Origin of the sequence: Arthrobacter sp. V1I7 (genome assembly GCF_030817015.1) — a bacterium.
GTDB lineage: Bacteria > Actinomycetota > Actinomycetes > Actinomycetales > Micrococcaceae > Arthrobacter.
The window spans coordinates 2,680,794-2,700,947 of the sequence record NZ_JAUSYS010000001.1 but is presented as its reverse complement, the minus strand read 5'-3'; the positions used below and the strand labels follow the sequence as shown (position 1 = coordinate 2,700,947).

General features: G+C 67.9%; 17 protein-coding genes, 6 tRNA genes and 1 pseudogene. 7 read left to right on the top strand and 17 right to left on the bottom strand.

Annotation, left to right across the window (positions count from 1 at the left end; genetic code table 11):
- Positions 1–17 precede the first annotated feature (17 nt).
- The 7 genes from QFZ69_RS12485 to QFZ69_RS12455 all read right to left on the bottom strand — a co-directional run bounded on the left by QFZ69_RS12485 (position 18) and on the right by QFZ69_RS12455 (position 6,801).
- Positions 18–1,364 carry an HRDC domain-containing protein gene (locus QFZ69_RS12485; protein WP_306918580.1) on the bottom strand — a complete coding sequence of 449 codons (1,347 nt, stop codon included), beginning with the start codon at positions 1,362–1,364 and terminating at the stop codon, positions 18–20.
- A 74-nt stretch (positions 1,365–1,438) separates the two neighbouring features.
- On the bottom strand, positions 1,439–2,086 hold the full coding sequence (locus QFZ69_RS12480) for a DUF3000 domain-containing protein (RefSeq protein WP_306919671.1): 648 nt from the start codon (positions 2,084–2,086) through the stop codon (positions 1,439–1,441).
- A gap of 135 nt (positions 2,087–2,221) precedes the next feature.
- A complete protein-coding gene (locus tag QFZ69_RS12475; protein ID WP_306919670.1) occupies positions 2,222–3,310 on the bottom strand; it encodes a low specificity L-threonine aldolase in 1,089 nt (362 codons plus the stop codon).
- Between the two features lie 63 nt (positions 3,311–3,373).
- Entirely contained in the window at positions 3,374–4,153 is a 780-nt protein-coding gene (locus QFZ69_RS12470) for an SDR family oxidoreductase (protein WP_306918578.1), read from the bottom strand.
- Positions 4,150–5,574, bottom strand: a complete 1,425-nt coding sequence (locus QFZ69_RS12465) for a DUF6421 family protein (protein WP_306918576.1) — start codon at positions 5,572–5,574, stop codon at positions 4,150–4,152. Before QFZ69_RS12465 ends, QFZ69_RS12470 begins: the two co-directional genes overlap by 4 nt.
- Before the next feature lie 229 nt (positions 5,575–5,803).
- On the bottom strand, positions 5,804–6,298 hold the full coding sequence (msrB, locus tag QFZ69_RS12460) for a peptide-methionine (R)-S-oxide reductase MsrB (protein WP_306918575.1): 495 nt from the start codon (positions 6,296–6,298) through the stop codon (positions 5,804–5,806).
- 14 nt (positions 6,299–6,312) lie between these two features.
- Positions 6,313–6,801 carry a hypothetical protein gene (locus QFZ69_RS12455; RefSeq protein WP_306918572.1) on the bottom strand — a complete coding sequence of 163 codons (489 nt, stop codon included), beginning with the start codon at positions 6,799–6,801 and terminating at the stop codon, positions 6,313–6,315.
- Between the two features lie 116 nt (positions 6,802–6,917).
- Between QFZ69_RS12455 and QFZ69_RS12450 the strand changes: the two genes are divergently transcribed.
- The gene (locus tag QFZ69_RS12450; protein WP_306918570.1) at positions 6,918–8,282 is read left to right on the top strand and encodes a S9 family peptidase; all 1,365 of its coding nucleotides are present in this window, start codon (positions 6,918–6,920) and stop codon (positions 8,280–8,282) included.
- Positions 8,283–8,371: 89 nt separating this feature from the next.
- Here QFZ69_RS12450 and ybaK read toward each other — a convergent pair whose 3' ends face one another.
- Genes ybaK through QFZ69_RS12435 form a run of 3 tightly spaced genes read right to left on the bottom strand, consistent with a single transcriptional unit; the run spans position 8,372 to position 10,312 of the window.
- Complete coding sequence (gene ybaK / locus QFZ69_RS12445) at positions 8,372–8,869, bottom strand: Cys-tRNA(Pro) deacylase (protein ID WP_306918568.1); 498 nt, start codon at positions 8,867–8,869, stop codon at positions 8,372–8,374.
- A gap of 16 nt (positions 8,870–8,885) precedes the next feature.
- On the bottom strand, positions 8,886–9,344 hold the full coding sequence (locus QFZ69_RS12440; protein WP_306918567.1) for a SufE family protein: 459 nt from the start codon (positions 9,342–9,344) through the stop codon (positions 8,886–8,888).
- A gap of 50 nt (positions 9,345–9,394) precedes the next feature.
- A complete protein-coding gene (locus QFZ69_RS12435; protein ID WP_306918565.1) occupies positions 9,395–10,312 on the bottom strand; it encodes a sulfurtransferase in 918 nt (305 codons plus the stop codon).
- Positions 10,313–10,553: 241 nt separating this feature from the next.
- On the opposite strand from QFZ69_RS12435, the gene zapE reads away from it, so the two are divergent.
- Positions 10,554–11,591 carry a cell division protein ZapE gene (gene zapE / locus QFZ69_RS12430; RefSeq protein ID WP_306918563.1) on the top strand — a complete coding sequence of 346 codons (1,038 nt, stop codon included), beginning with the start codon at positions 10,554–10,556 and terminating at the stop codon, positions 11,589–11,591.
- A gap of 213 nt (positions 11,592–11,804) precedes the next feature.
- Here the strand turns inward: zapE and QFZ69_RS12425 are convergent, their stop codons facing one another.
- The 6 genes from QFZ69_RS12425 to QFZ69_RS12400 all read right to left on the bottom strand — a co-directional run bounded on the left by QFZ69_RS12425 (position 11,805) and on the right by QFZ69_RS12400 (position 12,814).
- Positions 11,805–12,113, bottom strand: a complete 309-nt coding sequence (locus tag QFZ69_RS12425; protein WP_306918561.1) for an antitoxin — start codon at positions 12,111–12,113, stop codon at positions 11,805–11,807.
- 145 nt (positions 12,114–12,258) lie between these two features.
- Positions 12,259–12,333: transfer RNA gene (locus QFZ69_RS12420), tRNA-Val, on the bottom strand.
- Positions 12,334–12,381: 48 nt separating this feature from the next.
- Positions 12,382–12,454: transfer RNA gene (locus tag QFZ69_RS12415), tRNA-Gly, on the bottom strand.
- A 56-nt stretch (positions 12,455–12,510) separates the two neighbouring features.
- Positions 12,511–12,585, bottom strand: a tRNA-Val gene (locus QFZ69_RS12410).
- A gap of 39 nt (positions 12,586–12,624) precedes the next feature.
- Positions 12,625–12,695: transfer RNA gene (locus QFZ69_RS12405), tRNA-Cys, on the bottom strand.
- A gap of 46 nt (positions 12,696–12,741) precedes the next feature.
- A tRNA-Gly gene (locus QFZ69_RS12400) sits at positions 12,742–12,814 on the bottom strand.
- 348 nt (positions 12,815–13,162) lie between these two features.
- On the opposite strand from QFZ69_RS12400, the gene QFZ69_RS12395 reads away from it, so the two are divergent.
- Positions 13,163–13,234, top strand: a tRNA-Val gene (locus QFZ69_RS12395).
- A gap of 185 nt (positions 13,235–13,419) precedes the next feature.
- The gene (locus tag QFZ69_RS12390) at positions 13,420–14,265 is read left to right on the top strand and encodes a cytochrome (RefSeq protein ID WP_306918559.1); all 846 of its coding nucleotides are present in this window, start codon (positions 13,420–13,422) and stop codon (positions 14,263–14,265) included.
- 540 nt (positions 14,266–14,805) lie between these two features.
- Here the strand turns inward: QFZ69_RS12390 and QFZ69_RS12385 are convergent.
- Positions 14,806–16,669: pseudogene (locus QFZ69_RS12385) on the bottom strand (DUF222 domain-containing protein).
- A gap of 276 nt (positions 16,670–16,945) precedes the next feature.
- Here QFZ69_RS12385 and def point away from each other — a divergent pair.
- The 3 genes from def to QFZ69_RS12370 are packed head-to-tail and all read left to right on the top strand — an operon-like array spanning position 16,946 to position 20,150.
- Complete coding sequence (def, locus tag QFZ69_RS12380) at positions 16,946–17,599, top strand: peptide deformylase (protein WP_306918554.1); 654 nt, start codon at positions 16,946–16,948, stop codon at positions 17,597–17,599.
- Positions 17,596–18,516 (top strand): methionyl-tRNA formyltransferase, encoded by a 921-nt coding sequence (fmt, locus tag QFZ69_RS12375; RefSeq protein WP_306918552.1) that lies wholly within the window; start codon positions 17,596–17,598, stop codon positions 18,514–18,516. Before def ends, fmt begins: the two co-directional genes overlap by 4 nt.
- A complete protein-coding gene (locus tag QFZ69_RS12370; protein ID WP_306918550.1) occupies positions 18,513–20,150 on the top strand; it encodes an RsmB/NOP family class I SAM-dependent RNA methyltransferase in 1,638 nt (545 codons plus the stop codon). Before fmt ends, QFZ69_RS12370 begins: the two co-directional genes overlap by 4 nt.
- Positions 20,151–20,154 lie beyond the last annotated feature (4 nt).

The window sequence follows — 20,154 nt, the reverse complement described above, 5'->3', positions numbered from 1 at the left end:
GCCCGGAGGAGCCGGCGCTACTCGGCGGGCTCGGCTGTGGCCTCAGGCGCTGCAGCCTTAGCGGCCCTTTCCGGCAGCGGGCCCGGGTTGAGGAAGGCCTCAGCGATCAGCGGGGCGGTGAGTTCTATCTGCCACTGCCTCGCGCCAAGGTTCTGCAGTTCCTCTGCCACACCATCCTCGCTGAGTTCCGCCGGCGGACGCCAGGCTACCCGGCGCAGGTAGTCGGGGGTCAGCAGGTTCTCCACCGGCAGGTTCAGTTCCTCCGCCTTGGCCTGCAACTTGGGCCGGGCGGTGGCAAGCCGTGCGGCGGCCTCCGGATCGCGGTCCGCCCAGACGCGCGGCGGCGGGGGAGCGTTGGTGGGCAGGTGAAGCGGCGGGAGCTCCTCGAGGGTCCGGGCTGTGCTGATGCAGCGCAGCCAGCGCGGCGCCTCCCGCTGGGCGGCGCGGCCGTGGAATCCCTTGGTGCCCAGCAGTTGCGGGACCGTGCTGGGCATGGCCTTGGCCGCGGACACGAGGGCCGAGTCCGGAATGAGCCGGCCGGGCGCAACGTCGCGCTTCTGCGCCAGTGAGTCGCGTTCCAGCCAAAGTTCACGGACAGCGGCCAGCTGGCGGCGGTCGCGGATCTGGTGGAGTCCGGAGGTCTTGCGCCAGGGGTCGACGCGGGGCGGGGCCTGACCGGCCCCGAGGATCGCGGCGAACTCCTGTTCGGCGAAGTCGAGCTTGCCGTCCGCCACGAGGAGCTCAATGAGTTCCTCACGCAGCTCGGTGAGGACCTCGACGTCGAGGGCCGCGTAGCGCAGCCAGGGTTCCGGGAGCGGGCGCGTGGACCAGTCGGCGGCAGAGTGTTCCTTCGCCAGGCCGAAGCCCAGGAGCTGTTCGATGACGGCAGCGAGGCCCACCCGTGGCAGGCCGGCGAGTCGGGCTGCGAGCTCGGTGTCGAAGAGCTTGTCCGGCCACATGCCGAGCTCGGACAGGCAGGGCAGGTCCTGGCTGGCTGCGTGGAGGATCCATTCCACGCCGCTCAGGGCTTCGTTGACGATCCGCAGGTCGCCGAAGGCTTCGGGGTCGATCAGCCAGGTGCCGGAACCTTCACGACGGATCTGGACCAGGAAGGCGCGCTGGCCGTAACGGAAGCCGGAGGCCCGTTCGGCGTCCACTCCGGCGGGGCCGTGGCCTGCGGCAAGAGCCGCGGCGCAACGTTCCAGGCCGGACTGGGTTTCGATCACCAGCGGCACGCCGTCGCGCGGTGCATCGAGGTCGATTACCTCGGGGACCAGGCTGTCGAAGCCCTCCACGGTGATATGGGCTGGGGTTTCAGCGGCCGGAGCGCCGGCCGTGGTGATTTCCGGTATTTGAGGGGTCATGATGACTCCAGTTTACCGACAACCCGGCGCGGGGGACTTCGCCCCGGCTAAATCAGGGCCGAAGCGGCGCCCGCTCAAGGCTGATCGCGCCGGCGGCGGGGAAGCGGGGAGACGCCCTCAGGCAGCGGCGGAAGACCCGCGAAAGTGCAGACCATTGCTGACCACGCCTCCAGATGCAAGGTGATGTCCGCGCTGGCAGGGGTCCAGGAGGCGCGCAGTTCGATGTCGATCGAATTGGGCCGGTCGGAGAGCGTGCCGAAGCTTTCGGACAACACCCTCGTCGCAGTGCCGCCGGCCGAACGGTAGGGCGCGGCATGGGTGTCCAGGGCTTCCACGAGCCAGGTCCACGCGACCGAACCGAGCATTTCGTCATTGCCCATCTCGGGCTCCAGCTGGGCGCGGATGTACGTGACGATCCTGAATTCCCCGTCCCAGACCGCGGAACCGTCGGGATCATGCAGCAGGATGAAGCGGCCGGTGGCCAGTTCGACGTCGTCCCTCCCCGAAGCGGGCGCGAGGGCGGCTGCCGCCGGACCATGGACGGCTCCGGCTCCCGGGGCTCCCGGGACGAGGACTTCGGCCCCGAGGGCCACGGCGAAGGGTGCCAGCCTCGAGGGCGCCGGAATCTCCTCCAGGCGCAGTTCACTGCGGCACCGTGCTTGTCGAAGGGTTCCCAGGGCAAAGAGGAAATCTGCCGGAACCTGGTCGAGTGCGTTCACAATGGAAGATTATGCAACGCGGGGTGGGAAGCCCGGCAGGCTCGCCGCCCGGCCGGGCGGGCAAGCCGCTGCCCGGCCGGGCACGTGCCGGCAGGGCAGCGGCGGGCCCGGCGGAAGCGGGGCGGGCGGCGGCCGGTGTCAGAGGGCCGCGAGCTCGCGCTTGATGGCCGCGATGAAGGCATCAACGTCTTCCTCTGTGGTGTCGAAGGAACACATCCAGCGGACCTCGCGGGCCGCCTCATTCCAGTCGTAGAAGCGGAAGGAGGTGCGCAGCCGGTCCGCGACACCGGCCGGCAGGACCGCGAAGACGCCGTTGGATTCGGTCTTCTGGCTCAACTGGACTCCCGGAATCGATTCGACGCCGGCACGCAGCCGGGCCGCCATCGCATTGGCGTGGGAGGCCGAGCGCAGCCACAGGTCACCCTCGAGCAGCGCGATGAACTGTGCGGACATGAAGCGCATCTTGGAGGCCAGCTGCATGTTCATCTTGCGCAGGTAGACCAGGCCGTGGGCCGCTTCCGGGTTCAGCGCCACGACGACCTCGCCGAAGAGCAACCCGTTCTTGGTGCCGCCGAAGGAGAGGATGTCCACGCCGGCGTCCCTGGTGAAGGCCCGCAGCGGCACATTCAGGTGGGCGGCGGCATTGGCCAGCCGGGCGCCGTCCATGTGCAGTTTCATGCCCTTGGAATGGACATGCTCAGCGATGGCCCGGACCTCCTCCGGGGTGTAGCAGGTGCCCAGTTCCGTGGTCTGCGTGATGGACACGGCCAGCGGCTGGGCGCGGTGTTCGTCGCCCCAGCCCCAGGCCTCGTTGTCGATCAGCTCGGGGGTGAGTTTGCCGTCGGTGGTGTGGACCTGCAGCAGCTTGATGCCGCCGATCCGCTCCGGGGCTCCGTTCTCGTCCATGTTGATGTGCGCGGTGGACGCGCAAATGACAGCTCCCCACCGGGGCAGCAGGGACTGCAGCGCCAGCACATTGGCGCCGGTGCCATTGAAGACCGGGAAGCACTCGATTCCCTCGCCGAAGAGCTCTTCCATCAGCTGCTGGAGCCGGGCGGTGTAGTCGTCCTCTCCGTAGGAGACCTGGTGGCCCTCGTTGGCGGCGGCCAGCGCAGCCAGCACCTCGGGATGGACGCCCGAGTAGTTATCCGAGGCAAAGCCGCGGACGGACGGGTCATGGAGCCGTCCCGCGTTGCTGGCGCGGGCGGTTTCAACGGTGCTTGTCATGGGTTTGCTCACACTTTCAGTCTAAGGAGGTCCGGGGCCAAGGGCTAAAGCCAGGGCATGGGTTCAACGGCTCAAGAGCAGCCGCTGCCCGTTCAGCTCGGCCGCCGGGGTGGTGAAGAGCCCGACGGCGGCAGCGGCCAGCTCCTCGACATCCGTGAAACCGGGGAAGCTGCGCTCGGGGGACTTCGCCCGCATCCCGGCGTCCACGAGTGCCTTGACCACCAGTATGGAGGCAGCACTGCGCAGCTCCGCCGGCCCGCCGGTGCTGCCGGGCCCGCCGGTGCTGCCGGTGCTGCCGGTGCTGCCGGCGGCCGCGGTCTGGTCGCGGCGGAATCCGTCCGCCACCGCGAGGGTCCAGGCCTCGGCCGCGGCCTTGGCGGCCACATAGCTGGCAGCCGCCGCCGTCGGGCTGCTGACCGCGGTGGAGGACACCATGGCGAAGCGGCCCGTGGCCGAGGCTGCGAGGTCGTCGTAGAAGACCCGGGTGACGTTGCGGACCGTGGTGATGGCGCTCCGTTCCAGGAAGTCCCAGTCCTCGTCACTCTGGTCCGCGATGCCCTTCGCGCCGCGCCAACCGCCGACGAGGTGGATGACGCCGTCGACTGTTCCCGTTCCGGCGGTGATCGTGGCGTGCAGCGACCGGACCTCCGCCGGGCTGGCGAGGTCGCAGACCAGCGGGGTGACCCCGCTGCCCGCTTCCGCGGCGGCCGCCTCGATCCGCGGCCCGTCGGAGCCGACCGTGAAGACCGTGTGCCCGGCGTGGTGCAGGGCGCGGGCGGTGGCGATCCCGGAGGGGCCGCTGCCGCCCGTGACCACCACGGTCAGGATCCGTGCTGCGCTCATCCTGCGTTCAGTGCCGTAGTGGCGCCGGCGGCTGTGTCTTTGCTGGTGCCGGTGCTGGAGTCTGACGATCCCGTGATGCCGGCGGTGGATTCGATCACGGGCCGCATTTTCTTCTCCAGGGCCTCGTAGAACATGGACAGCGGGAACTCGTCGTCAAGGACCTGGTCGGTGAGGCCGCGCGGCGGTCCCTCCAGCGGCAGCGCGCCCGGCCCCTTGGCCCAGACGGAGGCCGGGTGGGGCGTGACGGTCCCGGAGATCAGCTCGTAGGCCGCGAGCCAGTGGGCCATCTTCGGCCGGTCAATCGAGCGCCAGTAGAGTTCCTCGATCCGGGCACCGAGTTCCACGACGACGTGGGCCGCCTCGTCCCAGTCGATGCTGAGCTTGCTGTCCGTCCAGTGCAGCACGTGGTGCTGGTGCATCCAGGCGAACAGCAGCTGCCCGCCGAGGCCGTCGTAGTTGCGGACCCGGCTGCCAGTGATGGCGAAGCGGAAGATGCGGTCGAAGATGACGGCGTACTGGACGAGTTTGGCGTGCCGGCGGGCTTCGGGGTCCGCGTCGTCGTCCTTTTCGATCTTCACGGATTCGCGGAAGGCGGTCAGGTCACAGCGCAGTTCCTCGAGGGAGTAGAGGAAGAACGGCATGCGCTGCTTGATCATGAACGGATCGAAGGGCAGGTCTCCGCGCATGTGGGTGCGGTCGTGGATGAGGTCCCACATGACGAAGGTTTCCTGGGTCAGATCCTGGTCCTCAAGCAGGGCCGCGGCATCCTCGGGCAGCTGCAGCGAGGTGATGTCCGCCGCGGCCTGGAGCACACGGCGGAAACGGGCCGCCTCGCGGTCCGCGAAAATGGCGCCCCAGGTGAACGTGGGGGTTTCGCGGACGGCAACGCTTTCCGGGAAGAGGACCGCCGAGTTGGTGTTGTACCCGGGGGTGAAGTCGAGGAAGCGGATCGGGACGAAGAGTTTGTTGGAGTATTCGCCCGCCTCCAGTCCGGCGATGAACTCGGGCCAGATGACCTGGATCAGCACGGCTTCGACCAGCCGGTTGTTGCTGCCGTTCTGGGTGTACATCGGGAAGACCACGAGGTGCTGCAGTCCGTTGATCCGGTGCTGCTGCGGCTGGAAGGCCTGCAGTGAGTCCAGGAAGTCGGGGACGCCGAAGCCGGCCGCGGCCCAGCGTCCGAAGTCGACGACGAGGAGCTCAAGGTAATCCGCGTCGTGCGGGAAGGCCGGGGCGAGGGTTTGGATGGCTGAGGTGATGGCTTCAACGTGACCGGCCGCGGCCGGATGGTCGGCGGCCTCGGGAACGGAGCCGTCCTGCGTCTGGAGTGCCTGCAATGCGGTGGCGGCAGCCTTAAGCCGTAGCCACCCGGGCGTGCCGGCGGTGATGGGGGCGGTGGCAGTGAGTGCGGTGGTGGTCATCGTCGCAGGCCCTTTCTGTTTGCTGCGAGGCATCGCGGGTGCGGCTGCGTCTCTTATTTGGTATCTACGGCGAGCGTAGCAAGCAAACAGGAGTCCTAATGCAAAATAGGACTGAGCATAAGAAAGTCTGGGGCATGAGACCCGGAAAACCCGCCCAGCTCCAGTGGGGGGCGTGGCTGCCCTATTCCGGTGGAGGCGAGGCCGCACCGCTCCGCCGTCGTCCGGGCAGTTACTTCCCGGCGTCGTCCGCCGGGACGAGCTTCAGGGAGACCGAGTTGATGCAGTAGCGCTGGTCGGTGGGGGTTCCGTAGCCTTCGCCTTTGAACACATGGCCCAGATGGGAGTCGCAGGCGGCGCAGCGGACTTCCACGCGTTCCATGCCCAGCGTGCGGTCATGGATGTAGCGGACGGTGCCCTCCGCCAGCGGGGCCCAGAAGGAGGGCCAGCCGCAGTGCGAATCGAACTTCTCGTTGCTCGTGAAGAGCTCGCTGCCGCACGCCCGGCACTGGTAGACGCCCGCGGTGTGGGTATCCCAGTACTCACCGGTGTACGGGCGCTCGGTCCCGGCCTGGCGGAGTACCCGGTACTCTTCGGGCGTCAGCTCCTGGCGCCACTGCTCCTCCGGCTTTTCAACCGCCGGTTTGCCGGATTCGGCGGCAGGTGCAGGGCCGGTAGCGGAGGAATCTGTTGACAGGACTTTTGGCCTGTTGTTAAAAATGCTCATAGCCTCAATAACGCTCAGGAGTCCCCGATAAATCCCGATCCCGCATACAGATGCAGGACGGGCAGGCCCAGCTTGTCCTGGGCCTTGTTGGCCCAGTCGGTGTGGAAGGTGTCTGCGATGGCGTGCGGACGGGTGATCACCACTGCCTGCCCCGCGCCGAGTTCCTTGACCTTGGCGACCAGGCCGTCCACCGGCTTGCCCTCGACGATTTCTCCCGAGACGCCGCCGCCGATGCCGCGCAGGGCTGCCACTGAGGATGCCAGCGTTTCGGCGGCCTCAGCCCTTTCCTCGGCAGGGTCGGAGTGTGCCGTCAGGTCACGGAAGGCCTTGGAGACTTCCAGCAGGGACAGGTTCTCCAGGAAATCCACCAGCAGATGCCGCTCGGTATTAGCCGGGACCAGTACCACCAATGGCGCGTCACCGCCGGCAACGAGGGTTTCGATGTTGACGCGGTCGTCGCGGCCGAGGGGCTCTTCTGTCAAAATGACGATTGGATCACTCATGCCCCCAGCCTAGTCCGGCGCCGCCGGCCCCGCACGGATTGAGGCATCCAGAGCGTCCGAAGCGCCCGAAGCGGCCGGATGCGGCCTGGGGCGGGGAGTTCGGTAAGAATGGTGGCATGGCTTCCTTCCAGCGCCTCCTGCCCGACCCGAAATCGGTCTCCACTTTCCGCAGCAGGACTTTCCGCCGCAACCCGTTCCGGCAGGGGACTCTCCGCGGCAGTGCGGTCACCGCCACTGCGGCTCCCGGGGCCCTTGCCCCCGGCACCGGGGATGCGCTGCCCGGCGGTGCGAAGTGGGTGGTGGGCGGCATCATCGGCGGGAGCGCCGCGGCCGGATTGCTCGCCGCCGGGTCCTCCGCACTCGCCCTGTATTTCGCGCGCCGGGTGATCACTCCGGCCCGCGTCCGCGAGGAGGACCAGGAAATTCTTGCGGTGATCCGTGACGGACAGGGGCAACAGGTCATCCTGGCCGCCACGCCCGATAACACCGTTGAGGGTGTCTACGGCTTCCTTTTTGACGGCGGCCGGGGGCATGCGCGGATCGGCCGGATCGTGTCCTACTCGCCGGCGGAGCGCACCGTGATGCGGGAAGTCGAAACCGTCTACAGCGGCGACCTCAGCACGGCCCGGCGCGGCTGGTGGAGCGGCGCTGCGCATCCGGACCCGGCGAGCATGGGCCTTGCCGCGGAAGAAGTGCAGATCGAGGTCGACGGCGGGACCGCGCCCGCGTGGCTGGTCCCGGCACCCGAAGCGGAGGTCTGGGCGATCATGGTGCATGGCCGGGGCGCCAGCCGGCAGGAAGGCGTCCGGGCGGCACGCACCGCCCACGACCTGGGCCTGACCAGCCTGCTGATCTCCTACCGCAATGACGGCCTCGCGCCCTCGGCCCTGGACGGACGTTACGGTCTCGGCTCGACGGAGTGGCGCGACGTCGAAGCGGCCATCGGCTACGCCCTCGAGCAGGGCGCCCGCGAGGTCGTGCTGTTCGGCTGGTCGATGGGCGGGGCAATCTGCCTCCAGACCGCGGACCTTTCCCGGCACCACCACCTGATCCGGGCCATGGTCCTCGACGCCCCGGTGATCGACTGGGTGAACGTGCTGGCGCACCACGCGGAACTGAACCGGATCCCCTCCGCCGTCGGCCGGTATGGGCAGCTGATGATGAGCCACAAGCTGGGGCGCCGGCTGACCGGACTCGCCGCGCCGGTGGACCTGAAGACGATGGACTGGGTTTCGCGCGCGGTGGAGTTGCGGACGCCGACTCTCATCATCCACAGCGTCGACGACGAGTATGTCCCCTACGGGCCCTCCGCCGCCCTGGCCGAAAAAAACCCGGAGATGGTCACCTTCGAGGCCTTCGACCGTGCCCTGCACACGAAGGAATGGAACGTGGACCCGGAACGCTGGGACCGGCTGGTGACGGCATGGCTAAGGCGGCAGCTCGCACCGAGGTCTAACCCGGGCCAGGCCGCCCGGGATTAGCTCGAGCCTCGCACGGACAAAAAGCAGATCCCAAAGCTCCCCCGGAAACATTGGGGTCAAGTGTCATCCCGGCGGTGTCTGGGCCGTGGCTAACTCCGGCCGGTGCCGATCCGGGCCGTGCGGGCGCCGGTGATCCGGATCAGTTCGGCCGGGCTCAGCTCGATGTCCAGGCCACGCCGGCCGCCCGAGACCAGGATCGTGTCCAGGCCCAGGGCGCTGTCATCCACAACGGTGGGGGAGGGCTGGCGCTGCCCGAGCGGTGAGATACCCCCGAGTACATAGCCGGTGCGGCGTTCCGCGGCGGCGGGGTCGGCCATGGCGGCCTTCTTCGCGCCCAGGGCGGCGGCCATCGCCTTGAGGTCAAGGTTTCCGCTGACCGGAACGACGCCGACTGCCAGCCGCCCGTCGACGTCGACCATCAGGGTCTTGAAGACCCGGGCGGGATCGATACCGAGCAGCTGCGCCGCTTCCAGTCCGTAGCTGGCCGCCGCCGGGTCTTGGCTGTAGGGGTGCGAGACAAAGGAAACCCCGGCCGCCGCGAGTGCTGCGGTGGCCGGAGTTCCTTGGGACGCCTGCTTGCGGGCCATCTGAGCGTTCCCGCCGTCAGGAGTGCTGCGGGAGTGCGGAGACCTTGCGCTTGATCCGGCCGAGCATTGCCGTCATGCCGCGCATCCGCAGGGGCGTGATGGCGCGGGTGAGGCCCAGCAGTTCCGGCATGTCGTCCGGGACAGCCAGGATCTCGGCGGGGCTGAGACCGTCGAGTCCTTCATGCAGCACGCCGGCAAAGCCCCGGGTGGTCGGGGCTTCCCGCGGTGCCTTGAAGTAGAGCCGGACACTGTCGGGCGTGGCGCCGTCGTGCGATTCGGTTTCAATGCTCAGGAACAGCGGAGTCTGGCACTCCACCACCTGCTCCAACAGTTCCGGGTGGTCCTTGAGCCGGTCCGGGAGCTCCGGCAGCCCCTGCGAGAACTCAAGTAGCAGCTGCAGCCGTTCAGGTTCGGTCAGGGCCTGGAAGTCGTCAACAATTTCCGCCAGTGCGGCGGGGAGGGCAGAAGTATTCATCACTCCCAGCTTACGCATGGTGGGCGATTGTGTCCCGGTCGGCCGGAGCCTCAACGGGCAGCCGGAAGGGTGCCCCGTTCGGCGCCCTTGGCGATCGGAACCCGCACGGCGTTGCCCCACTCGGTCCAGGAGCCGTCGTAGTTGCGGACGGTGTCGAAGCCGAGGAGGTACTTCAGGGCGAACCAGGTGTGGCTGGAACGCTCGCCGATGCGGCAGTACGCCACGACGTCGTCGCCTTCCTTAAGCCCGGCTTCACCCAGGTAGAGCGCCTCCAGTTCCGGGCGGCTGCGGTAGGTGCCGTCGCCGGCAGCCGCTCGGGCCCACGGGATGGAGGCCGCCGTGGGGATGTGGCCGCCGCGCAGGGCACCTTCCTCGGGGTACGCGGGCATGTGCGTGCGCTGGCCGGTGTATTCCTCGGGGGAGCGGACGTCGATCAGCGGCTTGCCGAGGTGCGCCAGGACATCGTCCTTGAAGGCGCGGATCGGGGCGTCGTCGCGCTCCACGACGGGGTACTCGCCGGGAACCGGCACGGTGGTCTCGGTGGTGAGCGCGCGGTGCTCGGCGATCCACTTGTCCCTGCCGCCGTCGAGCAGCCGGACGTCTTCGTGGCCGAAGAGCTCAAAGACCCACAGGGCGTAGGCGGCCCACCAGTTGGACTTGTCGCCGTAGATGACCACGGTGCTGTCAAGGGAAATGCCCTTGGCCGCGACCATGGCGGCGAAGGCCTCGCCCTGCACGAAGTCGCGGGTGACCTCGTCGTTCAGCTCGGTGTGCCAGTCGATCTTGACCGCACCGGGGATGTGGCCGGTCTCATAGAGCAGCACGTCCTCGTCGGACTCGAGCACCACGAGCCTGCCGCCCTCCAGTGCCCCGTCCTCGATCGCCGTTGCGAGCCACTCCGTGGAGACCAGGCGCTCAGGGTGGGCGTAGGCGGCGAATTTTTCGTTCTGCTCAACGGGATAGGGCATGGTGGTGGCCTTTCACTGAAACGGTCAGGGCCGGGACGCGGAAGGATCGATCGCGGCGCCGGGTCTTCTCCAACCCTAACCACGCCACCCCGGGAATGTCCCGCCTCGTTCACACTCGGAAACATGGCCTTGGTCACGGTTTCGGTCAGCTTTCGGGTCCGCTCGCAGGTCCGGAACGCAGGGCAGTGCCCGCATTGCCGGTATTCTTTCTGGGGACAAGAGACCAGCAGAACGGACCACCTTGGTACAGATCGAACAGCTCGCCGCCCGCACCCCGGCAGTTTCAGTGGATGAACTCCTCAAGGGTTTTTATCCCTCGCCGCGTTTCGGTGAGGTGTCGTTTTCCAGCTACCGGCCGGATCCGTCCCAGCCCAGCCAGTCCGCCGCGGTCCGGGCCCTCGAAGGATTCGCGGCCGGAGTCGGCGCGCGGGACGGCGACGGACTCTTCAAGCGCCTGTTCGGCAAGAAGGACACCTCACGTGCCGGGATCTATCTCGACGGCGGCTTCGGCGTCGGCAAGACGCACCTGCTCTCCTCGCTCTGGCACACCGCTCCCGGGCCGAAGGCCTTCGGGACCTTTGTCGAATACACCAACCTGGTCGGCGCGCTGTCATTCCGCAAAACGGTGGAGGCGCTGAGCCACTACAGGCTCGTCTGCATTGATGAATTCGAGCTTGACGATCCGGGTGACACCGTGCTGATGTCCCGGCTGATGCGCGAGCTGGCCGACGCCGGCGTCAAGCTCGCGGCGACCTCCAACACCCTGCCCGGTTCCCTCGGCGACGGCCGCTTTGCCGCCGTCGACTTCGCCCGCGAAATCCAAGTCCTGGCGGACCAGTTCGATGTCGTGAGGATCGACGGCGAAGACTTCCGGCACCGCGGACTGCCCGCCGCACCGTCTCCGCTGCGCAATGATGAGCTCACATATCACATGAAGGCCGAATTCGACGGCAAGACGGTGGCCAGCGACGAGTTCAGCACCCTGATCAACCACCTGGCCGGTGTCCACCCGAGCCGTTACCGCCAGCTGCTGGACGGCATCGAAGGCGTGGTGTGGAAGAACGTGCACACCATCACGGAACAGGCCGTTGCGCTGCGCTTTGTGGTGCTGGCCGACCGGCTCTATGACAAGGATGTTCCGATCCTGGCCAGCGGTGTTCCCTTCGACCAGCTGTTCACCGAGGAGATGATGACCGGGGGATACATGAAGAAGTATTTCCGCGCCGTGTCCCGGCTTACCGCCCTGGCGCGCGAGGGCCAGAACCACGAACCCTCCTAGTTCCTAAATGGCGACCTGGTTGCTAAACGGCGACGCTGGTTCCTAAACAACGACTCCTAAACAACGACGCGGAGTTCCACGGGGCCCATTCCTTGCTCGGACTGGGCCCCTTGGAACTCCGCGCTGTTCGTTGGCCTTTGTTATGGCCCTGTTAAACGCCGAAGGCGTCGGCGCCGCCTCTCGGCGGGACCGGCACCTCGCTGACGTTCCTGGCTAAAGACCCTGCTGCCGGGGTTCGCCGGTAACAGGGGGCTCAACGCCGGTAACAGGGGGCTCAACGTTGACGGGAGGCTGTCCGTCCACTGGAGGCTGCCCGGCCGCCGGCGTAGTGCCTGGCGTGCCGTTCTGCTTGTCCACAAAGTCGGAAGCGCCCCGCTGAACGGAATCGATCTTGTCGGCGTGCTTTCCGCCGGTCTTGGAGTCGACGAAATCGCCGGCCTTTTCGATGCCGTTCTTGATGGCGTGATGATTGCCACCAATAACTTGCTGAGCCTTGCCCTTTAGATCGTCAAGTAAACCCACGGGCACCTCCCTTCGGTCGCGGAGCCAGATCGCTCCTTGCGATTTCCACCCTAGTCGGCGCTGGTGGGGGTGCCAAGGGTGTCCGCCCTCAGGGGAATAAGCAGAACGGGGTACAAAAAAAGCAGCCCCGGGGGAGCTGCTTTTGTGGTGGGCGATACTGGGATCGAACCAGTGACCTCTTCCGTGTCAGGGAAGCGCGCTACCGCTGCGCCAATCGCCCGCAACCGGAAGGGTCCGGAGTGGAGTTGTAAATTCTGGTCAAACAGAGAGCGGACGACGAGATTCGAACTCGCGACATCCACCTTGGCAAGGTGGTGCTCTACCAGCTGAGCTACGTCCGCATTTCAGTCCATGCCGGCCGGGCCGGTGGTACTGGGTCAAGCAAGTTTCCTCGCTTTGGTGGGCGATACTGGGATCGAACCAGTGACCTCTTCCGTGTCAGGGAAGCGCGCTACCGCTGCGCCAATCGCCCCTTGCATCCGGCCGGAACCGGAAACCAGGGTTTTCACCGAGGTGGGTACGGGATTCGAACCCGTGTATACGGCTTTGCAGGCCGCTGCCTCGCCTCTCGGCCAACCCACCGTGTAGACAGGATTCCGAAGAACCGTTGCCGTGACAGTGTCCTGCGAGCGGACGACGAGATTCGAACTCGCGACATCCACCTTGGCAAGGTGGTGCTCTACCAGCTGAGCTACGTCCGCATTATTGTCAGCAATTCCGCGCCGCAATCGGCATTTCCTCGCGTTCCAACGAGTAAGAACTCTATAGGAGGTTCAGGCAATCTACAAATCGTGTTGTCCAAGGCGGCCACGGCACCCGTGCATCCTTGGATTCTAGGGGTTTTTGCTAATTACAGGGCTGTAATTAGTGGCCGCGAGGGGCGGCGTCAGTGAAGCAGGGCGGGGATGCGGCGGCGGCTACCTGAGTCGAGGGAGGCGGCGACGGCGGTCCCGCCGGGTCACCCAGTCGGCCGTCCCGTGGAGACATTCGCGCCAGGGAGGGTTCGATTTCAGATATCCGCCGGGGTGGGCTAGCATTCAATGGCATCGGGGCGATTGGCGCAGTGGTAGCGCGCTTCGTTCACACCGAAGAGGTCACTGGTTCGAACCCAGTATCGCCCACCGAATATATGGTCCGTTCCGCTCCCTGAGCGGGGCGGGCCATTTTGTTTTCAGTCCTCGCTGCGGGCGGCTGCTCCGGTCCTGCGGGGTCGCCTGCTTGGTTCCTGGCCGCGTGCGTCTAGGTGGCCGCGGGTGGCTCGTAGATTTTGCTTTCAATGTCCGACCCCCGTGAAAGAGTCTTTTCCATGACCGCTCCACTTCTTGCCCATGCCACTGACTATGGCCGGATGTATGCACGATCCACGTCCGAGCAGTTCTCCGTGCCGTCCATCACCACCGTGATCGGTCAGCAGCCTCACGGGCTTGACGGCTGGTTCGGGTACATGGGAGCGAACAGCCTCGCCCAGGACCCCACCCTGCCCGGCATTTTGGGCAGCCCTGCGAAGGTGCGCCAGGCAGTGAGCCGCGCCGCCAAGGCAGCAGAATCCTACCGGGACGACGCCGCCAAACGCGGGGACCGGGTCCACAATTACTGCGAACAGGTCGCCCTGCGTGCCCTCGGCCGGCCGCATCAGATGGTGGAAACCCGGGAGGCGTTGGCCGCCAACGGCGAGGAAGCCTTTGCGGCACGCTTCGACGAGTGGTGGGAGCTCTTCCAGGTGGAACCGATCGCGCCGGAGATCACGGTCTGGAACAAATCCGTCGGCTATGCCGGCACCCTGGACCTTGTCGCCAAAATAAATGGCCGCATCTGCCTTATCGACTACAAGACCAAGGGCACCAGCCGGGACGGTACGGTCAAACCCCTCGACGACAAGGTGGTCATGCAACTCGTGGCCGGGATGAAGGCCGAGGAAAGTCTCGTGGATCCGGTGGCAGGGGAGTGGGAGTCCTGGAAGCACGGCGACTCCCCGATCCTGCTGGCGGTTGCCGTCGGCCAGACCGAGGTGCGTCCGCAGCGCGCCAACCCGGACGTCTTGAAGCACCACTGGTGGAAGTTCTGCGCCCTCCGGCGGGTCTGGGAGATGTCCGCTGACACCACCGCAGCCGGGACGGCACTGCTCCCGCTGGCCCCGCCCCCACAGCGCTGAGACCTTAGGGGCCCGTGAGCCCTGCCGTATCCGGTAACGGTGATCGAGCCAAGGCTTCAGCGTAGGATGCCGGACCGCGGACTCCAGTGCTTGGAGGTCTTTGGCTCGCGGTCTTTTCCCTGAAACGGCCGGTTATGCGCTGAGGCGTCTGGTCGTGCAGCGGGTGCGGGGTTTCGTGCGGCAGGGATTGCGTTGGAAAAGCCAAACCAGATACCCGTCGAGGAGATGCCGTGCACTTGCAGCGGCGCATTGTTGGGGTGACGCATTTCACCCGCTGGCTTGTGGAATCGACGCAATCACACCGCGCCACTTCCCGCGACAGCGTCCGACAGCGTCGCCCTCACTCTCAGCCACGCGGCGACGCGCAATCCATACGGCACGCTGCGTCCCGGCGCTTACAAGCGGGGCGTGCCGTCACGGTGCCCGGGGTGGTGCGTCCCGCTGTCACGCCGTCGCTCCGGCGTCCGTCATGGCACGGCCACCCGCTGGGTTCCGGCTCTCGCGCGGTGATTCAGGCAGCCTTCACCGTCCGGTGGTGTATCAGGCGGTCAGGGGGTGGCCGGCGGGGTGGAAGTAGTTGTTGCGGCGGGGTCGTTGGCGGGGGTCGAGGTGTGGTGGCGGGATGAACCAGGGGATCCCGGTGAGCAGCTGGATGGTCCAATGTTCTTTGTGGATCAGGTGGTGGTGGTGGGAGCAGAGCAGGGTTCCGTTGTCCGTGCCGGTGGTGCCGCCGCGGGACCAGTAGGTGATGTGGTGCGCCTCGCACCAGGACGCGGGGATGGTGCAGCCGGGGAAGGTGCAGCCCTGGTCGCGGACGGTGAGGGCTTTGCGGATGTGGGGCGGGAAGATCCTGGAGGTCCGGCCGATGTCCAGGATCCTGCCCTCGCCGCCGAGCAGGACCGGGATGATGTCCGCGTCGCAGGCGATCTTCCGGGCTGTGGAGGGGGTGACGGGGCCGGTGAACAGCAGCGTCCCGGTGCGTTCTTCCCAGCGCCCGGAGCTTGGGAGCTGTCCTGCCGCCTCGTCCCGGGTCTCTTGGAGCCGGGCGAGGAGGTCGCGGTAGTCGATGGTGACCATGACCTGCGGACGGAGTCCGCCGGTGGCGGGCAGGGATCCCGCGGCGAGGGCGGCCTTGCAGGCCCCGACCAGGCCGTCGAGCAGTTTCTGCGGCCGCGAGCGGAGATCCAGGACCGCGGGCGGATCCGTCTCGGGGAAGCGGGCAGCGGGCGTACCGGGCGCAGCCCAAACGCCCACCGGAGCCGCAACACCCACAGCAGCCGACACACCCGACGCCGCAGCATCTGCTGCCGACACGCCCGTGGAATCCGAAACGGCGGCAGTGGCCGGGACGGCGGCAGCCACAGGGACGGCGGCGAAGCCACCGGCGGCCGGGTTGACCGCGGTTGTAGCGCCAGTGGCGGACGCGCCAGCGGCGGGCGCGTTGCCGTTGACGGCGGAGGCGTCCGGGGTGGTTCGGGGGTTGGTGGCGGTGTTCATGACGGTGAGGAGGTGTTCGAACTGCTCGGCGGTCGCGAAGATCTCCAGGTGGTGCAGGCCGTGGCGGGGCCGGCGGATGAACGCGCCCTGGAGCTGGCGCAGCAGTTCCTCGGAGGGCTCGGCGCCGTCCTGGTCGATCGCGTCGGTCCAGCTCCGGGCGACGCGGACGAGGAAGTCCGGATCGTTCTCGGCAGCGGGTCCGGGTCAGGGCATGCTCCATCCGGACCGCGGTCTCATCGTCGCAGAGGTGCCGGACCCGGTCCAGCACGGCTGTGATGATGCTCGCGGCCCGGGATGCGACCTCCGCGGAGGCTACCGCGGCGCCGAGTTCCTCACGTGCGGGAGGCTGCTGCCGGCCGCCGAGACCGGTGCGGGGGAGCAATTCCTCGGCGAGGACGAGCCGGCGCCGTGCCTCCGCGGCGCTGATCAGCAACCGGGCCCGCAGAAACTCGGTGGTGTTCCGGTACCCGTCGTCCGCGGACCTGGTTTTCACCCCTGCCCCGTTTGTAGCGGACGTCCCGTTCGCCTCCATCGTCCCGGCGGCAACTGCCGAAGCGCCCACGCTTCCGCCCACACTCCCGGCTTCGCCGCCGCTGGAAGTGTCCCGCCAGCCAGTGGTCCAGCCCGGGGTCGCGGCGCCCCTGCCGGCCGTGGCTGTGGCCTGCTTCCGGGTGCGGTCCACGGCGGCGGCTGCGACGAGCTGCAGATACTCCACCGTCCGGGACAGTTCCTCCACCCGGCCGGCGAAGTCGGACGCGGTCTGGAATCCCCAGAACGCCGCGTCCGCTACCGCCGTCGAGCTCACTTCCTGGAGCACCGCGAGGGCGGCGTCCACACCGGGATCCGCGGACTGGCTTCTGGCCTGGTCCGTGTCCTGGAACGGGAGGAAATCCCTGACGCCTTCCATGGTTAGACGCTCTCATGGGAGTCTGACTTTTTAGCGACGTGCACTAAATGGCGCCACGGTTCCCGACGGCATCCCCGACGTCAGACAGCATCCGAAACCCCGATGGGCCCTCGCGGGCGGATCAGCCGCAGGAAGCCGGAGCAGCCGCGCCAGCCCGAACAATCGAAGCAGCGCGATCAGGGTCGGCTTCCGGATCGGTCGTCGGCGTCCGAGAGGCGGGCCGGGGCCACTAAACTGGGAGGAATCCGTAGCCGCCACCGTAAGGACAGACCGCACATGGCCATTTTGAATATCCGCATCATCGGTGATCCTGTGCTGCGCACAGTAGCCGATCCCGTGACGGAATTCGGGCCTGAACTGGCGAAGCTGGTGGCGGACATGACCGAGACCATGGAGGATGTCGAGGGCGCAGGCCTGGCCGCTCCCCAGATCGGCGTAAGCCAGCGCGTTTTCACCTACCGCATCGGCGGCGTCGAGGGACACATCATCAACCCGGTGCTGGAAAACAGCGAGGACTTCCAGCCGGACGAGGTCGAGGGCTGCCTTTCCATCCCCGGGCTGGGCTTCCCGGTCCGCCGCCGCCTGCACACCCGCGTCGCCGGGGTTGACCTGCACGGCAACCCGGTCGCGGTCGAGGGTGAGGGAATGCTGGCCCGCTGCTTCCAGCACGAGACCGACCACCTCGACGGCATCCTGTTCACCGACCGGCTCGAAGGCGAGGACCGCAAGGCCGCGCTGCGCGCCATCCGCAACGCCAACTACGACTCGATCACGGAGCAGACGACGGCGAAGCGCGCCAAGACGGTCGGGTCCAGCTTCGGCGGCGGTTCCTTCGGCGCCAGCAGTGCCAGCGGGGGCTCCTTCGGTGCCGGCGCCGCTACCGGCATTGTCGGTTCCGGTGCGACCGGATCCTTCGGTAAAACGCAGTGAGGGTTCTCTTCGCCGGGACGCCCGCCGTTGCTGTCCCCTCCCTGGACGCTCTCGTCGAGGCAGGGTTCGACGTCGTCGCTGTCCTCACCCGACCGGACGCGCCGGTGGGACGCAAGCGGGTCCTGACGCCGTCGCCGGTCGCAGCCCGCGCCGCCGAACTTGGCATCGAGATCATTCACGCGGCCAGGATTGACGCCGACGTCACCGCCCGGATCGCTGCAGCCGCCCCTGACGTCGCCGCGATCGTCGCCTATGGCGGCCTGATTCCGCGTCCCGCCCTGGATCTGCCCCGCCACGGCTGGATCAACCTGCACTTCTCCCTGCTGCCGGCCTGGCGCGGAGCGGCACCCGTGCAGCGGGCGCTCATCGCCGGAGACGACGTCACGGGTGCCGTCACCTTCCTTCTTGAAGAGGGACTGGACACCGGTCCCGTTTTCGGCACCCTCACCGAGGGCGTCCGGCCGGACGACACCGCAGGGGCGCTGCTGGAACGGCTGTCCCACAGCGGCGCCGTGCTGCTCACCCAGACGCTGTCCGCCGTCGACGCCGGCAAGGCCGCCGCGGTGCCGCAGCAGGGCGACATCAGCCTGGCACCCAAACTGACGCTCGAGGACGGACGGCTCGACTGGCGGCAACCGGCCCTGGCGCTCGGGCGGCGGGCGCGCGGCGTCACGCCCGAGCCTGGCGCCTGGACCACCCTGGACGGGCAGCGGGTCAAACTGGAACCCGTGCTGCTCCGGCCCCAGGCCGCGGCATTGCTACCGGGCCGGCTGGCCCTGGATGGCAAGAGTGTGCTGGTCGGGACCGGATCGCATCCGGTGGAACTTACCCGGATCCAGCCTTCGGGCAAGAAAATGATGACCGCCGCTGATTGGGCGCGCGGACAGGCAAAACTTGAAAGCGTGGTATTCCAATGAGCGACTCCGGGACTAGCGGCAGCGGCCGCGGCAGGGGACCCCAGCGCGGCGGAGCGGGAGCCGGCGGTGAGCGCGGCAGCGGCGGTCAGCGGGGCACCGGCCGCGACGGCAGCCAGCGCAACGCGCAAGGGCGGGAACGCAACCGCGGACCGCAGCGCGGCTTCACCGAAAACGCGCCGTCCCAGCGCACCCGCCGGGCGGATCCGGCCCGGCTGGTAGCCTTCGAAGTGCTCCGTGCCGTTGCCTCCGAGGACGCCTATGCCAACCTCGTGCTGCCTGCCCGGATCCGGCACCACAGACTGGAAAAGCGCGACGCCGGCTTCGCCACCGAGCTCAGCTACGGCGCGCTGCGCGGCCAGGGCACCTACGACGCGATCCTGACCCGCTGTGTGGACCGGCCGCTGGACCAGCTGGATCCGGCCATCCTCGATGCGCTCCGGATCGGCGTCCACCAGCTGCTGGCCATGCGCGTCCCCGCCCACGCCGCCCTGGATCAGACCGTGGGCCTCGCCCGCGCCGTGATCGGGGCCGGGCCCTCGGCCCTGATTAACGCCGTGCTGCGCAAGGTCTCAGCGCACACGCTTGAGGAGTGGCTGGACCTGCTGCTCAGCGCTGAGACAGACGAAACGAAGGTCGCCTCGATCCGCTACGCACACCCGGAATGGATCGTCCGTGCGCTGCGGCAGTCCCTCGTGGCCCACGGCCGACCGGTCAGCGAAATCGACGAGCTGCTCGAGGCGGACAATGCCGCGCCGGTGGTCAACCTGGTGGCGCTGCCCGGGCTCGGCACCCTGGACGAGGCGCTCGAAGGTGGGGCCACGCCCGGGGAACTCGTCGAAGGCTCGGCACTCTCCAGCGGCGGCGATCTGGGCCGTCTCGCCTCTGTGCGCGAAGGCAGCACCCGGGTCCAGGATGTCGGCTCGCAGCTCGTGGCGCGGGCCATGGCCGCCGTCGACCTGACCGGCGGCGGCGACTCAAGCAGCGGCACCGAAAGCACGGACACAATTGGTGGCGCCGACAACGGCGGCGGAGCCGGCGAACGCTGGCTCGATCTGTGCGCCGGTCCCGGCGGCAAGGCAGCGCTGCTCGGCGCCCTCGCCGGGCAGCAGGGCGCGACCCTGCTGGCCAACGAACCTGCCCCGCACCGCGCGAAGCTGGTCCGGCAGGCCCTTGCCGCGGTCCCGCATGAGGTCTGGCACGTGCGGACCGGCGACGGCCGCGAGGTGGGCACCGAAATGGCGGAAAGCTTCGACCGCGTCCTCGTCGATGCGCCCTGCACCGGGCTCGGCGCGCTGCGCCGGCGTCCCGAGTCCCGCTGGCGGCGCACGCCCAAGGACCTCACCGACCTCGGCCCGCTGCAGCGCGAACTGCTCAAGTCCGCCCTGGCAGCCGTTCGGCCCGGCGGCGTCGTGGCCTATGTGACGTGCTCGCCGCACCCGGCAGAGACCACCGCCGTCGTCAGCGACGTACTGCGGAAACGCGAGGACCTTGAACTGCTCGACGCCGGTGCGGTGCTGGACAGCGTCAGCCTCACCGGCCACCTCGAGGCCGGGCACGAACGCACCGCCCAGCTCTGGCCGCATGTCCACCGGACCGATGCCATGTTCCTCGCGCTCATCCGCAAAAAGGCCTGAAACC

What these genes read in the sequence shown, in the direction of transcription:
- QFZ69_RS12435 (WP_306918565.1), bottom strand. Translation starts at nt 10,312, where the DNA reads ATGCCCTATCCCGTTGAGCAGAACGAAAAATTCGCCGCCTACGCCCAC.
- QFZ69_RS12450 (WP_306918570.1), top strand. Translation starts at nt 6,918, where the DNA reads ATGGCTTCCTTCCAGCGCCTCCTGCCCGACCCGAAATCGGTCTCCACT.
- QFZ69_RS12465 (WP_306918576.1), bottom strand. Translation starts at nt 5,574, where the DNA reads ATGACCACCACCGCACTCACTGCCACCGCCCCCATCACCGCCGGCACG.
- ybaK (WP_306918568.1), bottom strand. Translation starts at nt 8,869, where the DNA reads ATGGCCCGCAAGCAGGCGTCCCAAGGAACTCCGGCCACCGCAGCACTC.
- QFZ69_RS12470 (WP_306918578.1), bottom strand. Translation starts at nt 4,153, where the DNA reads ATGAGCGCAGCACGGATCCTGACCGTGGTGGTCACGGGCGGCAGCGGC.
- QFZ69_RS12440 (WP_306918567.1), bottom strand. Translation starts at nt 9,344, where the DNA reads ATGAATACTTCTGCCCTCCCCGCCGCACTGGCGGAAATTGTTGACGAC.
- QFZ69_RS12390 (WP_306918559.1), top strand. Translation starts at nt 13,420, where the DNA reads ATGACCGCTCCACTTCTTGCCCATGCCACTGACTATGGCCGGATGTAT.
- QFZ69_RS12485 (WP_306918580.1), bottom strand. Translation starts at nt 1,364, where the DNA reads ATGACCCCTCAAATACCGGAAATCACCACGGCCGGCGCTCCGGCCGCT.
- QFZ69_RS12475 (WP_306919670.1), bottom strand. Translation starts at nt 3,310, where the DNA reads ATGACAAGCACCGTTGAAACCGCCCGCGCCAGCAACGCGGGACGGCTC.
- def (WP_306918554.1), top strand. Translation starts at nt 16,946, where the DNA reads ATGGCCATTTTGAATATCCGCATCATCGGTGATCCTGTGCTGCGCACA.
- QFZ69_RS12455 (WP_306918572.1), bottom strand. Translation starts at nt 6,801, where the DNA reads ATGAGTGATCCAATCGTCATTTTGACAGAAGAGCCCCTCGGCCGCGAC.
- QFZ69_RS12370 (WP_306918550.1), top strand. Translation starts at nt 18,513, where the DNA reads ATGAGCGACTCCGGGACTAGCGGCAGCGGCCGCGGCAGGGGACCCCAG.
- msrB (WP_306918575.1), bottom strand. Translation starts at nt 6,298, where the DNA reads ATGAGCATTTTTAACAACAGGCCAAAAGTCCTGTCAACAGATTCCTCC.